The sequence below is a fragment of the Geothermobacter hydrogeniphilus genome, assembly GCF_002093115.1.
Taxonomy (GTDB): Bacteria; Desulfobacterota; Desulfuromonadia; order Desulfuromonadales; family Geothermobacteraceae; genus Geothermobacter_A; species Geothermobacter_A hydrogeniphilus.
Genome location: NZ_NAAD01000002.1, coordinates 231883 through 250557, shown reverse-complemented (window position 1 = coordinate 250557; position 18675 = coordinate 231883). Strand labels below are relative to the sequence as shown.

Genomic DNA, 18675 nt, shown 5'->3' with positions numbered 1-18675 from the left:
GCTGCGCCGCGGCGCAGCCATTTTGCGGGTGGCCTGCCGATGTGGGCGGGCTCCTTTGAGAAGGGGAGGAGAGTATGAGTCAGATCCGTTTGTATGATACGACCCTGAGGGACGGCACCCAGGCCGAAGATATTTCGTTTCTGGTCGCCGACAAGGTTCGTATTGCCGAAATGCTCGATGATCTCGGCATTCATTATATCGAGGGCGGGTGGCCGGGATCCAATCCGAAGGATATCGCTTTCTTCAAGGAGATTCGCAACATTTCCCTCAAACAGGCTAAAATCGCCGCCTTCGGATCGACCCGTCGGGCCAGAGTCAAACCGGAAGATGACGACAATATCCGTACCCTGATCCAGGCCGAGCCGGATACCATCACCATCTTTGGAAAATCCTGGGATTTCCATGTGCGCGAGGCGTTGCGGATCTCTCTGGAACAGAACCTTGAGTTGATCAATGACTCGCTGGTTTATCTCAAGCAGCATGTCGGTGAAGTGATCTATGATGCCGAACACTTTTTCGACGGTTACAAGGCCAACCCCGCGTATGCCCTGCAGACGCTCAAGGCGGCTGCCGATGCTGACGTTGACTGCATTGTCCTGTGTGATACCAACGGCGGCTCCCTGCCGTTTGAGATCGCCGACATCATTGACGACGTCAGGAAGCATATCAGCACTCCGCTCGGGATTCATGCCCATAATGACAGCGAATGTGCCGTTGCCAACTCCCTGACCGCTGTTGAGCACGGCGCCGTTCATGTCCAGGGAACCATCAATGGTTTCGGTGAGCGCTGCGGCAATGCCAATCTCTGTTCCATCGCTCCGGCTCTGACCCTGAAGATGAACCGCCCGTGCATGACCGAGGACCAGCTGCGCCAGCTGCGGATCGCTTCGCGGACGGTGTACGAACTTGCCAACCTGGTGCCGAACAAGCATCAGCCCTATGTCGGCAATTCGGCCTTCGCCCACAAGGGGGGCGTTCATGTTTCCGCCATCCAGAGACACCCCGAAACCTATGAGCATATTCGGCCGGAGAAGGTCGGCAATCTGACGCGGGTGCTGGTCTCGGATCTTTCCGGTCGTTCCAACATCCTCGCCAAGGCCGAGCAGTTCAACATTGACCTTGACAGCAAGGACCCGGTGACCCAGGAGATTCTTGAAACCATCAAAAACCTTGAGAACCAGGGGTTCCAGTTCGAAGGAGCGGAAGCCTCCTTTGAATTGATGATGCGTCGGGCTCTCGGCACTCTGCGGCACTTCTTTTCGGTCCTCGGGTTCCGGGTGATCGATACCAAGCGCCATGGTGATGACAATCCTCTTTCCGAGGCGACGATCCAGGTCAAGGTCGGTGGCAAGATCGAGCATACCGCGGCTGAAGGGCGGGGGCCGGTCAACGCTCTCGACCACGCCCTGCGCAAGGCGCTGGAGAAGTTCTATCCACAGCTCAAGCAGATGAAACTGCTTGACTACAAGGTTCGGGTCCTGCCGGCAGGCCGTGGTACGGCTTCCATTACCCGGGTTCTGATCGAGTCTGGAGATAAAAATTCCCGTTGGGGAACCGTCGGTGTCAGTGACAACATTATCGATGCTTCCTACCAGGCCCTGATCGACGCCATCCAGTATAAACTTGTCCAGGATTATGCTGCCGACAAGAAAGAGTAAACGGGATGGCGCCCTCCTGTTGGGCCTGTTGCTGCTGGTTCTGACAGCCGCATCTTTTTACCGGGGTCCCCTGCTGCATCGGGGGACCCCGTCTTTTGTTTTTGACCATAATAAGTTACTGATATCACTTGGGAAAGGGTTTCACAGTCCGGGAGTCCACCAATTTTCTGACGCTTCTGATGCATTGTCCGTCATTTTGATGACGGATTCTCCCGAAAATCGGTCCCGTCTCGCGCGGGCGTTGCGGAGCATGCCGATCAGAAGTGGTGAATGCCTTGAATTTACAGGGAATCAGGCGCAAAAACAGGTTCTTGTGAGGCATTGGATGCCTGCGGCACAGCGGGTTGTTCTACGGATACCGCTTCATCCTGACCGCATGACAGAATCGGATTGGTGTTTTTTGTCGGGCGTGGGGCCCGGTTTGGCCCGGCGGATCATTCAGAATCGTCAAAAATATGGCGATTTCCGTAACTTCAATGGACTTCAGAGAGTTCCCGGTATCGGTCCTGCAGTATTAAGAAAAAATTCAGCATTATTTTGATCTTAGAAGTTGCTGAAAAATAAAGAGAAAAAAATTTCTGGAGAAACATTACCAAAAAAGTCATTTTATTTTTTCAAGTCTGGCACGTCCTGTGAAATAGTTCGATGGCACAAGGGAAAGAAAACATCCTGTCAAGGATTTGATCAAACCATTGAACAAGGAGGAGACGCCATGAAATGCCCGAAATGCCGTGGACGCATGTACGCTGAGAAGTATTACGATTTTGTTCGTTCCTTCGACGCCTGGAAATGCTGCTCCTGTGGTGAGGTGGTCGATCCGACGATTCTCGCCAACCGGGCGAGGAACAATAATGTTTTTCTGGGTTGAGTAACCCACGTTGATTTTGAGTTTCAAAAGGCCGGGCCGCACGCCCGGCCTTTTGCTATTGGTGTTGCAGAGGGTAAACTGTTTTCGTGACGTCGTGTTGCGATCTATTTGGGGAGAGACATGGTATGGGGAAGACTATCTGTTTGCCGAAATTGAGTGAGGAGATGCAGGAGGGAACCCTGCTTGGTTGGCGCGTCGGAGTCGGTGATCCGGTCCGTAAGGGGCTTGTCATCGCCGACATTGAAACCGACAAGGCGACGATTGAGCTGGAAGCCGATTGTGATGGGGTGATTTCCGCGTTGCCGGCCGCAGTCGGTGAGACAGTGCCGGTCGGCGGCGTTCTCGCTGTGATCAGTGATGATCCGCAAGGGTGCCGGGAGGTGTCGGCGGATTGTCGAGAGACAGGTTCCATGTCACCGGCGGCCGAACAGAGAGCCGCGGAGTTGGGTCTGGACACCGCGACCCTTGTCGGCAGCGGACCCGGGGGCAGGATTGTTCTGGAGGATGTCGAACGGGTTGCCGGTGTTTCATCCGGGGCGACAGAGCCCATGCGGGAAACTCCGGAGAAACCTGCCAAATTAAAGAAATCAGTGAAAATCAGGCGTATCATGGCGCGCAAGATGACGGAAGGATGGCGTACCATCCCCCATTTTTATGTCACTTACGCGATCGATATGACAGATGTCATTCGTTTTCGTAAAGATCTTGGTATTACCATTAATTCGTTTGTTCTGGCCGCTGCGGCCCGGACTCTGCGGGAACATCCCTGGGTGAACAGCTGGTGGGTTGACGGTGAGGCCGTTGAACAGCCGAACGTCAATATCGTCATGGCGGTCGCGACGGACCGGGGGCTCTACAATCCGGTCCTCAAGGATTGCAGTGGGATGAGTCTGAAGGAAATCAGCCGCCGGGCCGCCGAGCTTGTTGACCGGGCACAGCGGGGCCGGTTGCTGCCGGAAGATCTTGATGCGGGAACGTTCACGATCACCAACATGGGCATGCTCGGAGTTGAATCCTTTCGAGCCATCATCACTCCTCCCCAGGCGGCGGTGCTGGCGGTCGGAACGGTGCGGGGCGAGGTGATTGTCGATGATCATGGGGAACCGGCGGTTGCCACTGTGGCGCGCATGACTCTGGCGGCCGACCACCGGATTCTGGATGGCGCGGATGCGGCTGAATTCATGATGACGCTGAAAAGTTATCTGGAAGCACCGATAACTCTTCTCACTTGTGACTATGGTGACGAGGGGAGCTGAGTCAGTCCCCTTTCTTCCCAGAATTTTTCCGCTCCCGGATGAAGCGGTGTTACGACTCCTGTCAGTGCGCCGGTGATGGACATTGCCCGGGCGGTACTCTTGACCTTGACCATGTAGCTCAATCCTTCAGGGCTGAAAATATCTTCCAGGGCGCGATGGACGATTTCTGACGGGACCAGGCTGCCGACAATCCAGAGAGCGGCATCCTGAAAAGTCCTGATGTCCCTGCCGAGCTCGGGGTAGGTGGCGGCCGGGATGGTGACCGGGTCGTAGAAGGGGTAGTTTTGCAGGAGCTGTTTTTCGACCCCGGTTTCCCAGGTGTCCAGCAGGCGGATCTTTTTTCGGGCGGCGAGTTGGGTGACGCTGGCATTGGGACATCCGGCCAGGATCCACATGGCGTCTATCCGGCCGCCGGCCAGAGCTCGCGCCGCCTCGCTGTATCCGATGAATTCAATCTTCATCCGTGTCCAGAGACCTCGTGCGGTGAAGTAGCGTTGCGCGGCGGCCGCGGCGCCTGAACCGGTTCCCCCGACAGCAATCCTGTGCCCGACAAGGTCTTTGACCTGGTGAATGTCACTGCTCGCGAGAGTGACCAGGTGGACCGGTGCTCCGTACAGGTAGGCCATGACCCGGACGTTGAGGTCGTTTTGGGGGTCTTTGTCGAGCCTCTCTTTTGCGGCCAGGAAAATGTCACCCGCATAAGCGATGCCGAAATCGGCTTCGCCGGCGTTGACACGGCGAATGTTTTCCACGGAGCCGGCCGATGAAAGATTGTTGACTTCGAGGTTGTTGGCCAGACGGCTGAGGCGGGTGGCAATCCCGTTGGAGAAGTACTGGAAGGTTCCACCGTCGGGGCCGCCGCTGAACTGGAGTGTTGTTGTCGCGGCTCCTCCGGTCTGCGGAGGGACCAGGAGGAGCAGGAACAGTATTGCCAGAACCGTAAAAGGCCGGCGAATGGTCATCAGACCCTCCTCGAACTGATGCAGAAAGGGCGGTACAGGGAAGACCCTGTACCGTCCCGCATAGGATGACGAAAGGATCTTCTCTCAGTTCGGAAGTGGAATGGCAAAGACCGGCCGTTTCGACTTGCGCAGCACCTTCTCCGCAGTACTGCCGAGAAAGGTATACTCAAGGGCCCCTTTACCGTGTGTTCCCATGACGATAACGTCGGCCTTGATTTGATCGGCGACCTGCAGGATTTTCGCGACGGTCGGGCCGTGGGTGACGATGCTTCCGGCAAAACGTTTCAGATCCTCTGGATGATCGGTCAGTTCGGTGGTGGCAAAATGATCGATTTCAGCGTGGATCGCGGCCTGTGCCCTGGTCTCATGCTGAGCTTCAAAGTCTTCCAGTTTTCCTTCCCCCATGACCGCGGCAACATAGCTGCGAACCGTCGCATCAATTTCGGGGACGACATGAAGCAGATGGATTCTGGCATCATTGTGACGGGCCAGCATCACCGCGTGGCGGAACGCGTGCTCCGAGTTGGGACTGAGATCAGTGGTCACGAGAATGTTCTTGTATTGAGGCAGCATGGGGTCTCCTTATCAATCGTGTTTCAGGAAATAACGACAACGACATCCTCTGTTCTTGTCCGGCCGCTCGCCGGTGCTGGTAGCCAGATAATTTTAACATGGTTCAGTGATTTTTTGATCAGCCGCAGATAAGAATCGGACAGGTATGGAAGTGGTCTTTTCTGCGTCTCACCGGCAGTGTTTATTGTTCTGCCGCCACCGTGTCTTCGATCAGCCTTCTGCCGATCGTGTCGTAGAATTCGGGATAGATTTTCCGCAGTCGGGTCTGCCAGGCATGACGCTGTTCAGGGGTCAGGTCATGAATGCGGGTTTTGCCGGAGAACCTGATGGCTTTCAGGCTCTGCCGATTCAGTTCGGCTGCCCTGCCACGGATATAGGCGGTGGCTTCCTGCAGCGAACTGGTGATAATTTCTTTCTGTCGGTCGGTGAGCTGATTCCAGAAGAGCTGGTTGGTGACCACCAGGTAGCCGAGATAGCCGTGGTTGGTGAGACTGAGATCCTTCTGGACCTCAAAGAATTTTTTGCTGTAGATGTTGGACAGGGTGTTTTCCTGCCCATCAATCGTTTTGTGCTGCAGGGCACCGTAGACCTCGGCAAAGGGAAGGACTTCCGGTTGAGCTCCGAGAGCCCTGAATTGTCTGGCCAGGACCATGGAATTCATGATCCTGAATTTCAGGCCGGCGGCATCTGCAGGGTACACCAGCGGGCGGTTGGCCGTCAGTTGTTTGAAGCCATTGTCCCAGAATCCGAGTCCGACCAGGCCACGTTTGGAAACACTTCTGAGCAGGGCCCGTCCGACGTTTCCGTCGAGAACCCGGTGCAGGTGTCGGGTGTTTTCAAATAGAAAAGGCAGGTCGAACAGCTGCAGTTCCGGGACAAACCGGGTGAACTTGGCAAATGCGGGAGCTGCCATCTGCAGGACATTCAGGGAAAGCGCCTCGATGGCTTCGTGGTCGCTGTAGAGAGAAGCGTTGGGGTAGACCTCGACCCTGATGGTTCCCTTTGATTTCTGCTCGACAAGTCGTTTGAAATAGAGTGCGGCCTGCCCTTTCGGAGTATCGGTGGCAACAACGTGGCTGAACTTGATCGTCACCTGGGCGGCCGGAGCCGGCGTAATGGCGGCCAGCAGGAACAGAGGCACCAGGAGCGTGAACAGGCGGCGGGGTTGCAGGCCGAGCTGCCTGATGATGGTTTTTCGGGTCAAACGTCGCATCGTTTCCGGTCGTCAGAAGGGATGTCCTGCCGGCAGGAGCCGTGGCCCCTGCCGGCAGGTCTGTGATCGCCTGTCAGTACCCCTTGAGGTAGTCGATGTATTCCGGCAGCCAGAGTGAGATCTGCGGAATGTAGGTGATCAGTGCCAGGAAGAACAGCAGGATCATCAGCCACGGCAGGGCGGCGCGAAGCACCCAGACCAGGTTTTCTCCGGTGATCCCGGCGGTGACGAACAGGTTGAGTCCGACCGGCGGGGTGATCATGCCGATCTCCATGTTGACGACCATGATGACCCCGAGGTGGATCGGGTCGATGCCGAGTCTGACCGCGATCGGAAAGAGGATCGGTGCCATGATCAGGATGATCGCCGAAGGCTCCATGAAGTTACCGGCCGCCAGCAGCAGCAGGTTGACCACGATCAGGAAACCCCAGGCGGGCAGGCCCCAGCTGACGATGATCTCGGCGATGTGGTGCGGAATCCGCTCGGTTGTCAGCACGTGGGCGAAGAGCATGGCGTTGCCGATGATGAACAACAGCATGATCGAAACCTTGGCCGAGTCGAGGAGGACCTTCTTGGTGTCCTTGTGAAACAGTGACAGCGGAAAGGCCTTGATCGACAGCAGCAGGTTGCGGGCGAAGACGGTGCCGGCTGAATCTCCTTCACGCCGCCAGACCATTCCCTTGAGCGGCCCCATGTCGCGGTAGACGAAGATGGCGATGAAGAAGGCGTAAACAGCGGAAACGGCGGCGGCTTCGGTCGGGCTGGCGATGCCGCCGTAGATCGAACCGAGCACGATGATGATCAGCATCAGGCCGCCGCTGGCCCTGCCGCCCGATTTTAGAATGCCCTTGAATCCGACCCAGGGTTGCGCCGGCAGGCCCTTGACCCGCGCGACCAGGTAGATGACCAGCATCAGCAGGGTGCCCATCATCAGACCGGGCAGGAATCCCGCCATGAACAGGCGCGCTGCGGACTGCTCGGTGGCGGCGGCGTAGACCAGCATGACGATCGAAGGCGGAATCAGAATGCCGAGGGTTCCGGCGTTGGTGATGACCCCGGCGGCCATCTCCTTCGGATATCCCGACTTGACCATGCCGGTGATGACGATCGAGCCGATGGCGGCAACGGTGGCCGGTGACGAGCCGGAAACGGCGGCGAAGATCATGCAGGCGAGAACCGACGCCATGGCCAGTCCACCGCGGATCCAGCCGACGCAGTCCGTGGCAAAATTGATGATGCGGTTGGCGACTCCGCCGGTCGACAGGAAGGTCGACGAGAGGATGAAAAAGGGGATCGCCAGCAGTGTGTAATGTTCGGACTGGGTGGCGAAGAGCTTGAGAGCGATCGAAGCCAGCGAGTCATGTGAGAAGAGCAGGATTGTCGTGATGCTCGACAGCCCCAGGGCAAATGCGATCGGCATGCCGGTCAGCATGCACAGGAGCAGAAGAACAAACAGTGCCGCCGTGGTCATTTGGATTCACCTCCCGTACCTGCCGCCTGGGCGGTTTCTTTCGCCAGACGCATGCTTTCCTTGGCCTCGTCGGTGAGGACGAATCCTTCATTTTTGCCGGTAAAAATTCCCCACAACAGCTGCAGCAGACGCCAGGCGATCATCACCATGCCGATCAGCAGGATGCTGTGGGCGATCCATTTGGGGATCGGCATGTCGTCGAGTTCGAGACCGATACTGTAGACCTTGTGCAGGTAGACCCAGGCTCCCTCGATGAAGAGAGCGCAGTAGAAAAGGCAGGCACAGATCGCCACCCCGCCGACGATCTTGCGTGCCAGAGGGGGGAGGATTTTGACCAGGGCGTCAACACCGATGTGCGAGCCGACCTTGAGGCCGTACGAGACGCCGAAGAGGACCATCCAGGCCGAGAGGTGCAGGGTCAGTTCCTCTCCCCACATGACCCCGGTTCCGAAGCCGTAGCGCATGACGACCTCGATGAAGACTTCAAGAGTCATGGCGGCCAGAAGAATGCAGATGATCCCTTCTTCGAGGCTGTTTATTATCCTGTTCAACATAATCAATTCCTTATGACACCGGGCAGTAAATAACGCGGACCCCGCCCTGCGAGGTCCGCGTCAGGGTTGTTCCAAACGTGGTTAGTCGTTCGCTTTGACAGCGGCTTCGATGTATTCCTTGCCGATCTGGTCTTCGAACTTCTTCCAGACCGGTTTCATCACGTCAACCCACTGCTGCCGCTGGGCGTCGGTCAGCTCGATGACTTCACACCGGCCGGAGTCGATGATCTTCTGGCGGTCGGAAATCGCCTTCTCGGCAGCGACCTTGTTGCCGAAAGCGATGGCTTCGTCGAGGGCTTTCTTGACTTCGGTGCGGATATCGGCGGGCAGGCCGTTCCAGAATTCGGACGAGGTCACGACCAGGTAGTCGAGGACGCCGTGGTTTGACTCGGTGATGTAGGGCTGCACTTCGTAGAACTTCTTGGAGTAGATATTCGACCAGGTATTCTCCTGGCCGTCGATCGCCTTGGTCTGCAGCAGGGTGAAGACTTCGGAGAAGGGTTTTTTGATCGGCAGGGCGCCCACCGCTTCAAACTGCGCGGCGAGGACGTCGGAACTCATGATGCGGAATTTTTTCCTGGCGGCATCGGCAGGAACAACCAGCTTGGAGTTGGCCGAGAGCTGTTTGAGGCCGTTGTGCAGGTAGCCGAGGCCGATCAGCCCCTTTTTCTCCGTGGCCCGGAGCAGCTTCTGTCCGTAGGGGCCCTGCTGGAATTTTTCCACCGCGTCCATGTTCTTGAACAGGAACGGCAGGTCGAAGATCTGCAGGCTCTTGGTGTACTTCTTAAATTTCGACAGGGAAGGGGCCGCAATCTGCACGTCGCCGAGCAGCATCGCCTCAAGGACCTTCTTGTCGGTGAAGAGCTGCGAGTTGGGGAAGACCTCTACCACGACCTTGCCGGCCAGCCGCTCATCGACGAGTTGCTTGAACTTGTTGGCCATCTGGCCCTTGGGGGTGTTTTCCGCGACCACGTGTGAGAATTTGATGACGATCGGGGCGGCAAACGATGCCGTGGCCGTAACGACCATGGCAACCGCGGCAAACAGACTGACCAGCAATAGTTTCTTTTTCATGTTCAACTCTCCTCTTTGCGTGATGGGTGATAATAATGTTGCCACCATAGCAACACCTTAAAGGCATGGATGCCTATTGGAACGCCGATTCGCATACGGAGCTGTCCAGCCCGAACGAATCCGTAACTTACGTTTTTTGAGCAAATAGAATGCCAGCAAATAGAACGAAATTTCCCGTTTGAATTTTTTGAAGGAGATTAGTTTATGGAAATCAGCATGTTGGAAACATTTTCAAGGATGTCGCAAAACTAATGTTTAACAGGATCAAAAGCTGCTTTTGCGCTGTTTGGTGACGGATCCATCTCTGCCGGCAATGCTCCCGCAGGGGGGTGGGAACTGGCTGGAAGGATGCTCAAGTTGTTGAAATACAGGGTATACGGCAGGGGTGGCGAGAGTCGTCGGGGATGAATTTTCCACCGGGCATGAAAGAAAATAGAATCCTTTTCTATTTGACTGTTGCGCCAAACGATGGTCTGTCCGGCTGCACGACCGGTTTCCTGAACAGGTGGCCAATTTCAGCCGATTAGGAGTTGATGGTGGCCAAAATTGCCCATCGACCCTGAGGGAGATTCCCGGTTGAATGCGGGCGTGACATGGAGTAGGTTCAGCAAGGTTGATTACTAAAGGATGGTTGAGATGATTGAACAGGCTACGTTCAGGGCGGCCGCTAAAATAAACCTCTGTCTTCATGTCCTCGGTCGGCGGAGCGACGGTTATCATGAGTTGGCCATGCTGATGCAGCAGGTGGGGCTTTATGACCGGGTGGCGATTTCCTTGTGTGACCGGCCGGGGGTCGAGGTTATCTGTCCCGGTCTGGACCTTGGAAGTGGCGAGGAGAATATCGCCGCGCGCGCCGCTCGCATGGTGCTGGAGCGGGCGAGGGTCGATTGTGGCGTGGTGATCACCATTGAAAAACAGATACCGGTTGCCGCCGGTCTGGGGGGCGGTTCTGCGGACGCGGCCGCGGTCCTGCAGGGTCTCAACCAGATGCTGAAGGTGGGTCTTTCCGTCCCGGAAATGATGTCCTTGGGGGTTCGTCTCGGTGCCGATGTGCCCTTTTTCCTGCTTGGTTCGGCGGCCTGGGCAACAGGGATTGGCGAACGCCTCCGGCCAGTGGCCGATCTGCCGCGGGTTTGGTACCTGCTGGTCAATCCGAATATCCCGGTTTCAACCGCCTGGGTGTTCCAAAATTTGGGGTTGACATCCCCCGGGCAGACGGCTAAACTGCGCGAGTTTCCCCGGGATACAGGTGACTTGGTGCGTCTGTTTCACAATGATCTTGAGGCGGTGACCTGCCGTCGTTTTCCGGTGGTTGTGGAAATGAAACAAAAACTGTTGTCCGCCGGGGCTCTGGGGGCTCTGATGTCGGGCAGCGGGGCCACTGTTTTCGGTCTGTTTGATTCCGAGTCGGCCGCTCGCGAGGCAGAGCGGAGCATCTCCGTCGCCACCGGGTGGAGTACTTTTGTGGTTCGGTCGTTGCCCTGAACCGGCAGACTGCGGGCGCGAAGGCATTCATGGGGCGTCGCCAAGCGGTAAGGCACCGGATTTTGATTCCGGCATTCCCAGGTTCGATTCCTGGCGCCCCAGCCACTTCGCAGTTGTGACCGGTCTCCTTGCTGGTCCTTTGTCATGGTGCAAAGGCAGCAGCGGGATGGGTCTTCAGGGTTCACGTTTAATGAATAGCGGAAGGCGTTGGAACGGGTCCCGTCTTTCTCCCTCGGCAACCGGGCAGGTCATGGCGCTTCCATGGCCTCATCGTTTTTTTACGGGTAGCGGATATGAGCAGTAAGGTCGTCGACAAGTTGAAGATATTTGCCGGGAATTCCAACCCCGAACTGGCCAGGGAGATCTGTCACAACCTGTCCGTCCCTCTCGGCAAAGCCAAAGTCAAGACCTTTTCCGATGGCGAGATCATGGTCGAAATCGGCGAAAATGTCCGTGGCTGTGATGTTTACCTGATTCAGTCCACCTGCAAGCCGTCGAACAATACCCTGATGGAACTGCTGGTCATGACAGATGCTCTGAAGAGGGCCTCGGCGGCCAGCATTACGGCGGTCATTCCCTATTTCGGTTATGCCCGTCAGGATCGCAAGGTGGCGCCCCGCACGCCGATCACCAGCAAGCTGGTCGCCGACCTGATTGCGGTGGCCGGTATTGACCGGGTGGTCACCATGGATCTGCATGCCGGGCAGATTCAGGGTTTTTTCAATGTTCCTGTTGATCATCTCTATGCTGCTCCGGTTATTCTGGCTGACGTCATGGAGCGGTTCCGGGATCAGCACCTGGTGGTCGTCTCTCCCGATGCCGGCGGTACGGAACGTGCCCGTGCTTTCGCCAAGCGCCTTGACGCGGGGCTGGCAATCATCGACAAGCGGCGCAGTGGTCCGAATGTTTCCGAGGTCATGCATATCATCGGGGACGTGGAAGGGCAGACCTGTCTGATTGTCGACGATATGATTGATACCGCCGGAACTCTCTGTCAGGCTGCCCAGGCGCTGATCAAGCAGGGTGCCGACAAGGTTTATGCCAGCGCCACGCACCCGGTTCTTTCCGGCCCGGCCCTGGAGCGGATCAATGACAGTGCTCTTGAGGAAGTCGTTGTCACCAATACCATCGGTATTGAAGATAAGCTTGAAAAATGTTCCAAGCTGAGAGTGCTTTCGGTGGCAGGTCTGCTCGCCGAGGCGATCCGGCGTATTCATGGGGCCGAATCGGTCAGTTCCCTGTTTGTCTGACGAGGGTCGGAGAACAGAACATCATTTTCGAGAATTTACTGGAGGATCATAGATATGGCACACGTTGAACTTAATGTTTCCGCCCGCAACAAGGTCGGCAAGGGCATTTCCCGCTCTCTGCGTCGCGAAGCGCTGGTCCCCGCCGTGGTGTATGGCCCCGGTATGGAGCCCTGCCCGATCAGCGTCGACCCGAAGGTGCTGATCAAGTGTCTGGATCCGGATGCCGGTTGGAATACGCTGATCACCCTCAAGGGGGATGGCGCTTTTGACGGCAGGCAGGTGATCGTCAAGGATATGCAGATTGACCCCCTGCGGGGACAGACTCTGCACGTTGATTTTCACGCGGTTGATCTGACGTCCACGGTCAGCGTCATGGTCCCCCTGGTGCCGGTGGGCAAGTCGGCCGGCGAGATTGCCGGCGGCAACCTCGAAGTGGTGCGCCATGAACTGGAGGTTGTCTGTCTGCCGACCGCGATTCCGTCCACCATCGAGGTTGACGTGACCGGGTTGAATATCGGCGACGTGCTGCATGTCGCTGATATCGCGACCCCCGCTGGTGTCGAGATCCCTCATGATGTCAACTTTACCGTCATCACCTGTACCGGCCACAAAGATGAAGTTGTTGCCGATGAAGAAGGCGAAGAGGTGACGGCGGTCGAAGAGCCTGCAGCCGAATAAGGCCGCGAAGCGGGGATTCTGTGAAACTGCTGGCCGGGCTTGGTAATCCCGGAGAAAAGTACCGGCTGACCCGGCATAATGTCGGTTTCATGGTGGCCGAGCGATTGGCCGCCGTTGCCGGTATAGCGCTCAAGCGCAAGGGGCATCAGGCCCTGTATGGCGCCGGGAGGGTGGCCGCGGTCGAAACAACGGTACTGCTGCCCCAGACCTACATGAACCTCAGCGGCGCCAGCATCGGCTCTGCCCTCAAGTCCCTCGGTATCGCTCCGGGGGATTTGATTGTGGTTCACGATGATATTGACCTCCCGTTCGGGAGGATCAAGTTCAAGTTCGGCGGTGGCCATGGCGGCCATAACGGTATCCGGCACATCCGTCAGGTTCTTGGTCACGGCGACTTTGTCCGCTGTAAAATCGGTGTCGGGCGTCCGGTCGGTGAAGGGGATGTTGTGGCCCATGTCCTCAAACCGTTCAGCAGCGCTGAACGGAAGGTTCTTGATCAGGTTCTTGACGGTGCCGTCGATGCCTTGCGGATCGCCCTTTGCGAAGGTGTCGAAGCCGGCATGAACGCATACAATAATCGGGATTTGTTCACTTCCTAAATACCTGTCCGCGGTGGCAGGGAAACATTAACCGAGTGTAGAGAAGAAGAGAGGGAAAGAGTCCAATGGAACTGCAGATGTTTGCTCCCATCCTGGGGGCGGTCGGATTCGTGATCGCCATTGTGATGTACATCATGGTCAAGGCTCAGCCGGTCGGCAATGAGAAAATGCGGGAGATTTCCGACGATATCCATGCCGGTGCCATGGCCTTTCTCGGTCGCGAGTATCGGGTGCTGGCCATCTTTATCGCCGTGGTCTTCGTGCTGATCGTCATCGGCATCAACTATCAGACAGCTCTCGCCTTCGTCGGCGGTGCTATCTGTTCCATGACCTGCGGTTTTATCGGTATGAAGGCCGCGACCCGCGCCAATGTCCGCACCACCGAGGCGGCCCGGGCTCACGGTCAGGCCAAGGCCCTTGAGGTTTCCTTCAATGGCGGCGCTGTCATGGGGCTGGCGGTTGCCTCCCTCGGCCTGGTCGGCGTCGGCATCGCCTACATCATGTACGGTGGTGACCCGGAAACGGCCAAGTACATCAACGGGTTTGCCATGGGGGCTTCCTCCATCGCGCTCTTTGCCCGTGTCGGCGGCGGGATCTATACCAAGGCCGCCGATGTCGGCGCCGACCTGGTCGGCAAGGTCGAGGCCGGCATCCCTGAAGATGATCCCCGCAACCCCGGTGTCATCGCCGACAACGTCGGTGACTGTGTCGGCGATACCGCCGGTATGGGCGCCGACATCTTTGAATCCTATGTCGGCTCGATCATCGCCACCATCGCCATCGCCGCGGCTGCCGGCCCGGCGCTGCTGGTCAAACTCGGCGGCGGTCCGGAAGCCCTGACCCGTCTGGCCGAAGTGAAAGCGGCCGCCATGCTGCTGCCGCTCGGTCTGGCTATCGTCGGCTTGGTCTTTTCGCTTATCGGTATCGGGTCGATGAAGGTTCTCAAGGGCATGGACCCGGCCAAGGCGCTGCATGCCACCACCTTTGTTGCCGCCGGCGGATTCCTGGTTGCCGCCTTCATCATGATCCATGCGCTGGGCATCGCCACCGGGGTCTTCTGGGCGATTCTCGCCGGAACCCTGGCCGGGATCGCCATCGGCCAGGTTACCGAGTACTACACCGCCCACGGCCCGGTGATGCGTATTGCCGAGGCGAGCAAGACCGGCCCGGCGACCAACATCATCCAGGGACTGGCGGTCGGTCTTGAATCCACCGGCCTGCCGATTCTGATTATCTGCGCCGGCATCCTGGTCGCCAACGCCACGGCCGGGCTCTACGGCATCGGCATCGCCGCCGTCGGCATGCTGGCCACCGTCGGCGTCACCATGACGGTTGATGCCTATGGTCCGATCGCCGACAATGCCGGCGGTATTTCGGAAATGGCCGGCCTCGGCGAAGACGTGCGGAAAATCACCGACGGCCTCGACGCCATCGGCAACACCACCGCTGCCATCGGCAAGGGTTTTGCCATCGGTTCGGCGGCGTTGACCGCCCTGGCTCTCTTCTCCGCCTATGCCACCACTGTCGGGCTGCAGAGCATCAACCTGATCAACCCGCTGGTCGTTGTCGGCCTGCTGGTTGGTGGCGCGCTGCCGTTTCTCATGGGTGCGATGACCATGACCAGCGTCGGCCGCGCTGCAGGCAAGATGGTTGACGAGATCCGTCGGCAGTTCCGCGAAATCCCCGGTCTGCTCGAAGGCAAGGAAGGGGTCAAGCCGGAACCTGAGAAGTGTATCGATATCTCCGCCCGCGCCGCTCTCAAGGAAATGGTCCTGCCGGGCGTGGTCGCGGTTGTCGCCCCGGTGCTGGTCGGCCTTGTACTCGGCAAGGAAGCGCTCGGCGGGATGCTCGCCGGTGCCACTCTGGCCGGTGTGCTGCTGGCATTGATGATGTCCAATGGCGGCGGCGCCTGGGACAATGCCAAGAAATATATTGAGCAGGGCAAGATTGAAGGGGAGAAAAAGGGCGGTGATGCCCACGCTGCTGCCGTTATCGGCGACACCGTCGGCGATCCCTTCAAGGACACCAGCGGCCCGGCGATGAACATCCTTATCAAGCTGATGAGTGTTGTTTCGCTGGTTATTGCCCCGCTGCTCGCCTAGGCGGCTGATGAAAAACTGAATCACTTCATAGCCGGGGCCCTGCGCCCCGGCTATCTGTTTGCGGACGAAAAAAACTATGGGCTTTAAATGCGGTATCGTCGGTCTGCCGAATGTCGGCAAGTCGACCATCTTCAATGCCATCACCTCGGCCGGTGCTGAGGCCGCCAATTATCCCTTCTGCACCATTGAACCGAATGTCGGGGTTGTTTCCGTCCCGGATGAGCGCCTTGACGCTCTGGCGGAGATCGTCCAGCCGAAAAGAGTGCTGCCGACCGCCATCGAGTTCGTCGATATTGCCGGCCTGGTTCGGGGGGCCAGCACCGGGGAAGGTCTGGGAAACCAGTTTCTTGGTCATATTCGCCAGGTCGATGCCATCGCTCATGTCGTTCGCTGCTTCGAAGACGACAACGTGGTCCATGTCGACGGCAGCGTTGACCCGTTGCGGGATGTTGAGGTGATCCAGACCGAACTCAACCTGGCGGACCTGGCGACCCTCGGCAAACGCATCCAGAGGATCGAAAAACTGGCCAGAAGCGGTGATAAGTCGGCTCAGGCCGAATTGTCTGTTCTGCAGCGTGTCGAAGAGGTCCTCAACGATGGCAAGCCGGTTCGTGCGGCCGGGCTGGAACCCGAGGAACTGGCCCTGCTGCGGGATCTTTTCCTGATTACCGCCAAGCCGGTCCTCTATGTCGCCAATGTGGCCGAGGATGACCTCCCCGACGGCAATGACTATGTCGAACAACTCCGCAAACATGTTGCGGCGGAAGGCTCCGAACTGGTCATTCTCTGCGGCAAGATCGAGGCCGAAATCGCAGAACTCGACGGCGGAGAAAAGGTTGAGTTTCTGCAGGCACTGGGTCTTGACGAATCCGGGCTCGACCGGATGATTCATGCCGGTTACCGGCTGCTCGGGCTGATCACCTACTTCACTGCCGGCGTGCAGGAAGTGCGTGCCTGGACGGTTGTCGACGGTGCCCGGGCCCCGCAGGCGGCCGGCGTGATTCATACCGATTTTGAAAAAGGGTTTATTCGTGCGGAAGTCATTGCCTATGAGGCCTTCATCAGTGCCCGCGGTGAAGCCGGCGCCAAGGACCAGGGGCTGATGCGTCTGGAAGGCAAGGACTACGTGGTGCAGGACGGTGACGTCATGCATTTTCGATTCAACGTCTGATGTCTTGCCTTTTTCCGCCGACCTGTGCTAAAAATTCCCTTTTACGTCGGGTGGTCCGACGTGAAAGCTCCTTGCTCCGGCTGACCGGGGCTCACAACTCATGAGGAGGAACGTTATGCGTACCTACGAAACAGTGGTCATTCTGCACCCTGATCTGATCGGGGATGAGCTGACCGCCCAGATCGACAAGCTCAAAGGGTATCTCGAGGGTGAACAGGCCGAGATCCTCAACATCGACAACTGGGGCTCACGAAAGCTGGCCTACCTGGTCAGGAAACAACCCCGTGGGACCTTCGTCCTGTACATCTATCAGGCTCCCGCCGCCGCCATCGCCGAATTTGAGCGACGTTTGCGGATCGAGGATTCGGTTCTCAAATTTCAGACTGTTCAGCTTGAAAAGGGCTACCAGGCTCCTGCCGAGCCGGTTGCCGAAGAGTCCGAAGAAGAGACCGCATCGCCGGTTGCTGAAACCGAAACCGCTGAAGGCGAAGCGACTGCCTGACACCCAAACAGAGACGAAGGAGAGATACCATGGCATTTCAGAGACGATCCACTGGTGGCGGTGGCCCGCGGCGGCGTTATTCCCGGCGTAAGGGTTGTCGGTTCTGTGCTGACAAGAGCCTGACCATCGAATATAAAAATATCGACACCCTGAAATATTTTCTTTCCGAGCGCGGGAAAATTGTCCCGCGGAGGATTTCCGGCAACTGCGCCACGCATCAGCGTAAACTGACCGCTGCCATCAAGCGTGCCCGTAATATCGCGTTGCTGCCCTTTACCTCCAGTCATTCTCTGAAAGACTAGCGGGGATTGTAACGAACCGCATGAAGAGGGACAACCTGCGGTTTCTGCTGATCGGTACTCTCGGCAGCCTGTTGCTGCAATTGCTCGCGGGGCAGTTCGGGGTTCTGGGAATGCTGCTCAGTTTTCTGGTGCCGGTGCCGCTTGCTTATGTGGCGATGAGGCGCGGGATGCTGATCGGCTGCGGCTCGGCATTGCTGGCCTGTGGCGGGATGCAGATGCTCGGCGGCCTGAGTGCCATGTTCGCCTTTGCCGCCCAGTTCGCCTTGCCGGCAATGATCGTCGCCGGCCTGCTCCGCCAGGGAGTCCCCTGGGACCGGGTTCTGTTGTACGGTACTCTCGGTCTGGTTTCGCTGGCTTCGGTGACGTTGCTGATCTACAGTCAACAATCCGGCGTCTCACTTCCATCAATGGTGGATCAGTATCTCCAGGGTGAGGTGACAAGCGCCCTGAAACTCGCCGACCAGGGGAATCTCAATGCTGAACAGGCCGAGTCGTTTCGATCGGCGATACAGCAGATGGGCACCTTTTTAAAGGGGACTTTTCCTGCCTGGATCGCTCTGGTGACCGCCATCATGCTGGGTTTGCAGGTGGTATTTCTCGGGCGGCTGGCGCGTGGTGAATACCGGATACCCGGAGCTCCGCTTTCAGGCTGGAAGGCCCCGGAAATATTGATCTGGCCCTTGATCCTGGCCGGGTTCGGGGTCGTGTTCGGTGAAGGTGCGGTCCGACTTGTGGCCCTGAACGGCCTGGTTCTGCTGCTGCCGATTTATTTTCTGCAGGGGCTGGCGGTAGTCAGCTTCTTTTTCGGCCGGAAGGAAATCCCTTCCTTCATACGTGGCTTCGGTTACCTGTTGATTGCGGTACTGAACCCGTTGCCGATTATCGTGACCGGAATCGGGGTTTTCGATATGTGGGCCGATTTTCGTAAACCAAGGCAAAAGAAATCTGACTGATAGA

Annotated in this window: 19 protein-coding genes and 1 tRNA gene; 14 read left to right on the top strand and 6 right to left on the bottom strand. The window is 57.6% G+C overall.

All coding sequences use genetic code 11. The features are described from left to right. The first annotated feature begins 74 nt into the window (after positions 1–74). The 4 genes from cimA (at position 75) to B5V00_RS03025 (ending at position 3782) form a co-directional block, all read left to right on the top strand. Positions 75–1658, top strand: coding sequence for a citramalate synthase (gene cimA / locus B5V00_RS03035; RefSeq protein ID WP_085009278.1), 1584 nt, complete (start codon positions 75–77; stop codon positions 1656–1658). A 19-nt stretch (positions 1659–1677) separates the two neighbouring features. Then, positions 1678–2199, top strand: a complete 522-nt coding sequence (locus B5V00_RS03030; protein ID WP_172399601.1) for a ComEA family DNA-binding protein — start codon at positions 1678–1680, stop codon at positions 2197–2199. Between the two features lie 171 nt (positions 2200–2370). Then, positions 2371–2526, top strand: a complete 156-nt coding sequence (locus B5V00_RS16820) for an SIR2 family protein (RefSeq protein WP_103114041.1) — start codon at positions 2371–2373, stop codon at positions 2524–2526. A 125-nt stretch (positions 2527–2651) separates the two neighbouring features. Next, positions 2652–3782 carry a dihydrolipoamide acetyltransferase family protein gene (locus B5V00_RS03025; protein ID WP_085009276.1) on the top strand — a complete coding sequence of 377 codons (1131 nt, stop codon included), beginning with the start codon at positions 2652–2654 and terminating at the stop codon, positions 3780–3782. On the opposite strand, the gene B5V00_RS03020 is transcribed toward B5V00_RS03025, so the two are convergent. From B5V00_RS03020 to B5V00_RS02995, 6 genes are all read right to left on the bottom strand, one after another. Further along, positions 3761–4744 (bottom strand): TAXI family TRAP transporter solute-binding subunit, encoded by a 984-nt coding sequence (locus tag B5V00_RS03020; RefSeq protein WP_085009275.1) that lies wholly within the window; start codon positions 4742–4744, stop codon positions 3761–3763. The genes B5V00_RS03025 and B5V00_RS03020 overlap by 22 nt on opposite strands. Positions 4745–4828: 84 nt before the next feature. Then, entirely contained in the window at positions 4829–5317 is a 489-nt protein-coding gene (locus B5V00_RS03015) for a universal stress protein (RefSeq protein ID WP_085009274.1), read from the bottom strand. Positions 5318–5498: 181 nt separating this feature from the next. Continuing rightward, entirely contained in the window at positions 5499–6530 is a 1032-nt protein-coding gene (locus B5V00_RS03010) for a TRAP transporter substrate-binding protein (RefSeq protein ID WP_085009273.1), read from the bottom strand. A gap of 73 nt (positions 6531–6603) precedes the next feature. Continuing rightward, a complete protein-coding gene (locus tag B5V00_RS03005) occupies positions 6604–8001 on the bottom strand; it encodes a TRAP transporter large permease (RefSeq protein WP_085009272.1) in 1398 nt (465 codons plus the stop codon). Then, on the bottom strand, positions 7998–8555 hold the full coding sequence (locus B5V00_RS03000; protein ID WP_085009271.1) for a TRAP transporter small permease: 558 nt from the start codon (positions 8553–8555) through the stop codon (positions 7998–8000). The genes B5V00_RS03005 and B5V00_RS03000 overlap by 4 nt, the downstream gene beginning before the upstream one ends. 81 nt (positions 8556–8636) lie before the next feature. Further along, positions 8637–9629, bottom strand: a complete 993-nt coding sequence (locus B5V00_RS02995; protein WP_085009270.1) for a TRAP transporter substrate-binding protein — start codon at positions 9627–9629, stop codon at positions 8637–8639. A gap of 639 nt (positions 9630–10268) precedes the next feature. Here B5V00_RS02995 and ispE point away from each other — a divergent pair. The 10 genes from ispE (at position 10269) to B5V00_RS02945 (ending at position 18671) form a co-directional block, all read left to right on the top strand. Beyond that, a complete protein-coding gene (ispE, locus tag B5V00_RS02990; protein WP_085009371.1) occupies positions 10269–11114 on the top strand; it encodes a 4-(cytidine 5'-diphospho)-2-C-methyl-D-erythritol kinase in 846 nt (281 codons plus the stop codon). Between the two features lie 30 nt (positions 11115–11144). Next, a tRNA-Gln gene (locus B5V00_RS02985) sits at positions 11145–11219 on the top strand. 188 nt (positions 11220–11407) lie between these two features. Beyond that, positions 11408–12364, top strand: coding sequence for a ribose-phosphate pyrophosphokinase (locus B5V00_RS02980; RefSeq protein ID WP_085009269.1), 957 nt, complete (start codon positions 11408–11410; stop codon positions 12362–12364). Positions 12365–12418: 54 nt separating this feature from the next. Then, positions 12419–13042: a 50S ribosomal protein L25 gene (locus B5V00_RS02975; protein ID WP_085009268.1), complete on the top strand. Its 624-nt coding sequence runs from the start codon at positions 12419–12421 to the stop codon at positions 13040–13042. Further along, entirely contained in the window at positions 13039–13641 is a 603-nt protein-coding gene (gene pth, locus B5V00_RS02970; RefSeq protein ID WP_245803901.1) for an aminoacyl-tRNA hydrolase, read from the top strand. Before B5V00_RS02975 ends, pth begins: the two co-directional genes overlap by 4 nt. Before the next feature lie 65 nt (positions 13642–13706). After that, positions 13707–15743 (top strand): sodium-translocating pyrophosphatase, encoded by a 2037-nt coding sequence (locus tag B5V00_RS02965; protein WP_085009266.1) that lies wholly within the window; start codon positions 13707–13709, stop codon positions 15741–15743. A gap of 76 nt (positions 15744–15819) precedes the next feature. After that, a complete protein-coding gene (gene ychF, locus B5V00_RS02960) occupies positions 15820–16914 on the top strand; it encodes a redox-regulated ATPase YchF (RefSeq protein ID WP_085009265.1) in 1095 nt (364 codons plus the stop codon). A gap of 115 nt (positions 16915–17029) precedes the next feature. Beyond that, positions 17030–17416, top strand: a complete 387-nt coding sequence (gene rpsF, locus B5V00_RS02955) for a 30S ribosomal protein S6 (RefSeq protein ID WP_085009264.1) — start codon at positions 17030–17032, stop codon at positions 17414–17416. Between the two features lie 29 nt (positions 17417–17445). Further along, positions 17446–17718: a 30S ribosomal protein S18 gene (gene rpsR, locus B5V00_RS02950; RefSeq protein WP_085009263.1), complete on the top strand. Its 273-nt coding sequence runs from the start codon at positions 17446–17448 to the stop codon at positions 17716–17718. A gap of 20 nt (positions 17719–17738) precedes the next feature. Then, entirely contained in the window at positions 17739–18671 is a 933-nt protein-coding gene (locus tag B5V00_RS02945; RefSeq protein WP_085009262.1) for a DUF2232 domain-containing protein, read from the top strand. Positions 18672–18675 lie beyond the last annotated feature (4 nt).

What these genes read in the sequence shown, in the direction of transcription:
- B5V00_RS03025 (WP_085009276.1), top strand. Translation starts at nt 2,652, where the DNA reads ATGGGGAAGACTATCTGTTTGCCGAAATTGAGTGAGGAGATGCAGGAG.
- rpsR (WP_085009263.1), top strand. Translation starts at nt 17,446, where the DNA reads ATGGCATTTCAGAGACGATCCACTGGTGGCGGTGGCCCGCGGCGGCGT.
- B5V00_RS03020 (WP_085009275.1), bottom strand. Translation starts at nt 4,744, where the DNA reads ATGACCATTCGCCGGCCTTTTACGGTTCTGGCAATACTGTTCCTGCTC.
- B5V00_RS02980 (WP_085009269.1), top strand. Translation starts at nt 11,408, where the DNA reads ATGAGCAGTAAGGTCGTCGACAAGTTGAAGATATTTGCCGGGAATTCC.
- B5V00_RS16820 (WP_103114041.1), top strand. Translation starts at nt 2,371, where the DNA reads ATGAAATGCCCGAAATGCCGTGGACGCATGTACGCTGAGAAGTATTAC.
- B5V00_RS03000 (WP_085009271.1), bottom strand. Translation starts at nt 8,555, where the DNA reads ATGTTGAACAGGATAATAAACAGCCTCGAAGAAGGGATCATCTGCATT.
- B5V00_RS02965 (WP_085009266.1), top strand. Translation starts at nt 13,707, where the DNA reads ATGGAACTGCAGATGTTTGCTCCCATCCTGGGGGCGGTCGGATTCGTG.
- B5V00_RS02995 (WP_085009270.1), bottom strand. Translation starts at nt 9,629, where the DNA reads ATGAAAAAGAAACTATTGCTGGTCAGTCTGTTTGCCGCGGTTGCCATG.
- B5V00_RS03005 (WP_085009272.1), bottom strand. Translation starts at nt 8,001, where the DNA reads ATGACCACGGCGGCACTGTTTGTTCTTCTGCTCCTGTGCATGCTGACC.
- cimA (WP_085009278.1), top strand. Translation starts at nt 75, where the DNA reads ATGAGTCAGATCCGTTTGTATGATACGACCCTGAGGGACGGCACCCAG.
- B5V00_RS03010 (WP_085009273.1), bottom strand. Translation starts at nt 6,530, where the DNA reads ATGCGACGTTTGACCCGAAAAACCATCATCAGGCAGCTCGGCCTGCAA.
- rpsF (WP_085009264.1), top strand. Translation starts at nt 17,030, where the DNA reads ATGCGTACCTACGAAACAGTGGTCATTCTGCACCCTGATCTGATCGGG.
- B5V00_RS03015 (WP_085009274.1), bottom strand. Translation starts at nt 5,317, where the DNA reads ATGCTGCCTCAATACAAGAACATTCTCGTGACCACTGATCTCAGTCCC.
- B5V00_RS02975 (WP_085009268.1), top strand. Translation starts at nt 12,419, where the DNA reads ATGGCACACGTTGAACTTAATGTTTCCGCCCGCAACAAGGTCGGCAAG.
- B5V00_RS02945 (WP_085009262.1), top strand. Translation starts at nt 17,739, where the DNA reads ATGAAGAGGGACAACCTGCGGTTTCTGCTGATCGGTACTCTCGGCAGC.
- ychF (WP_085009265.1), top strand. Translation starts at nt 15,820, where the DNA reads ATGGGCTTTAAATGCGGTATCGTCGGTCTGCCGAATGTCGGCAAGTCG.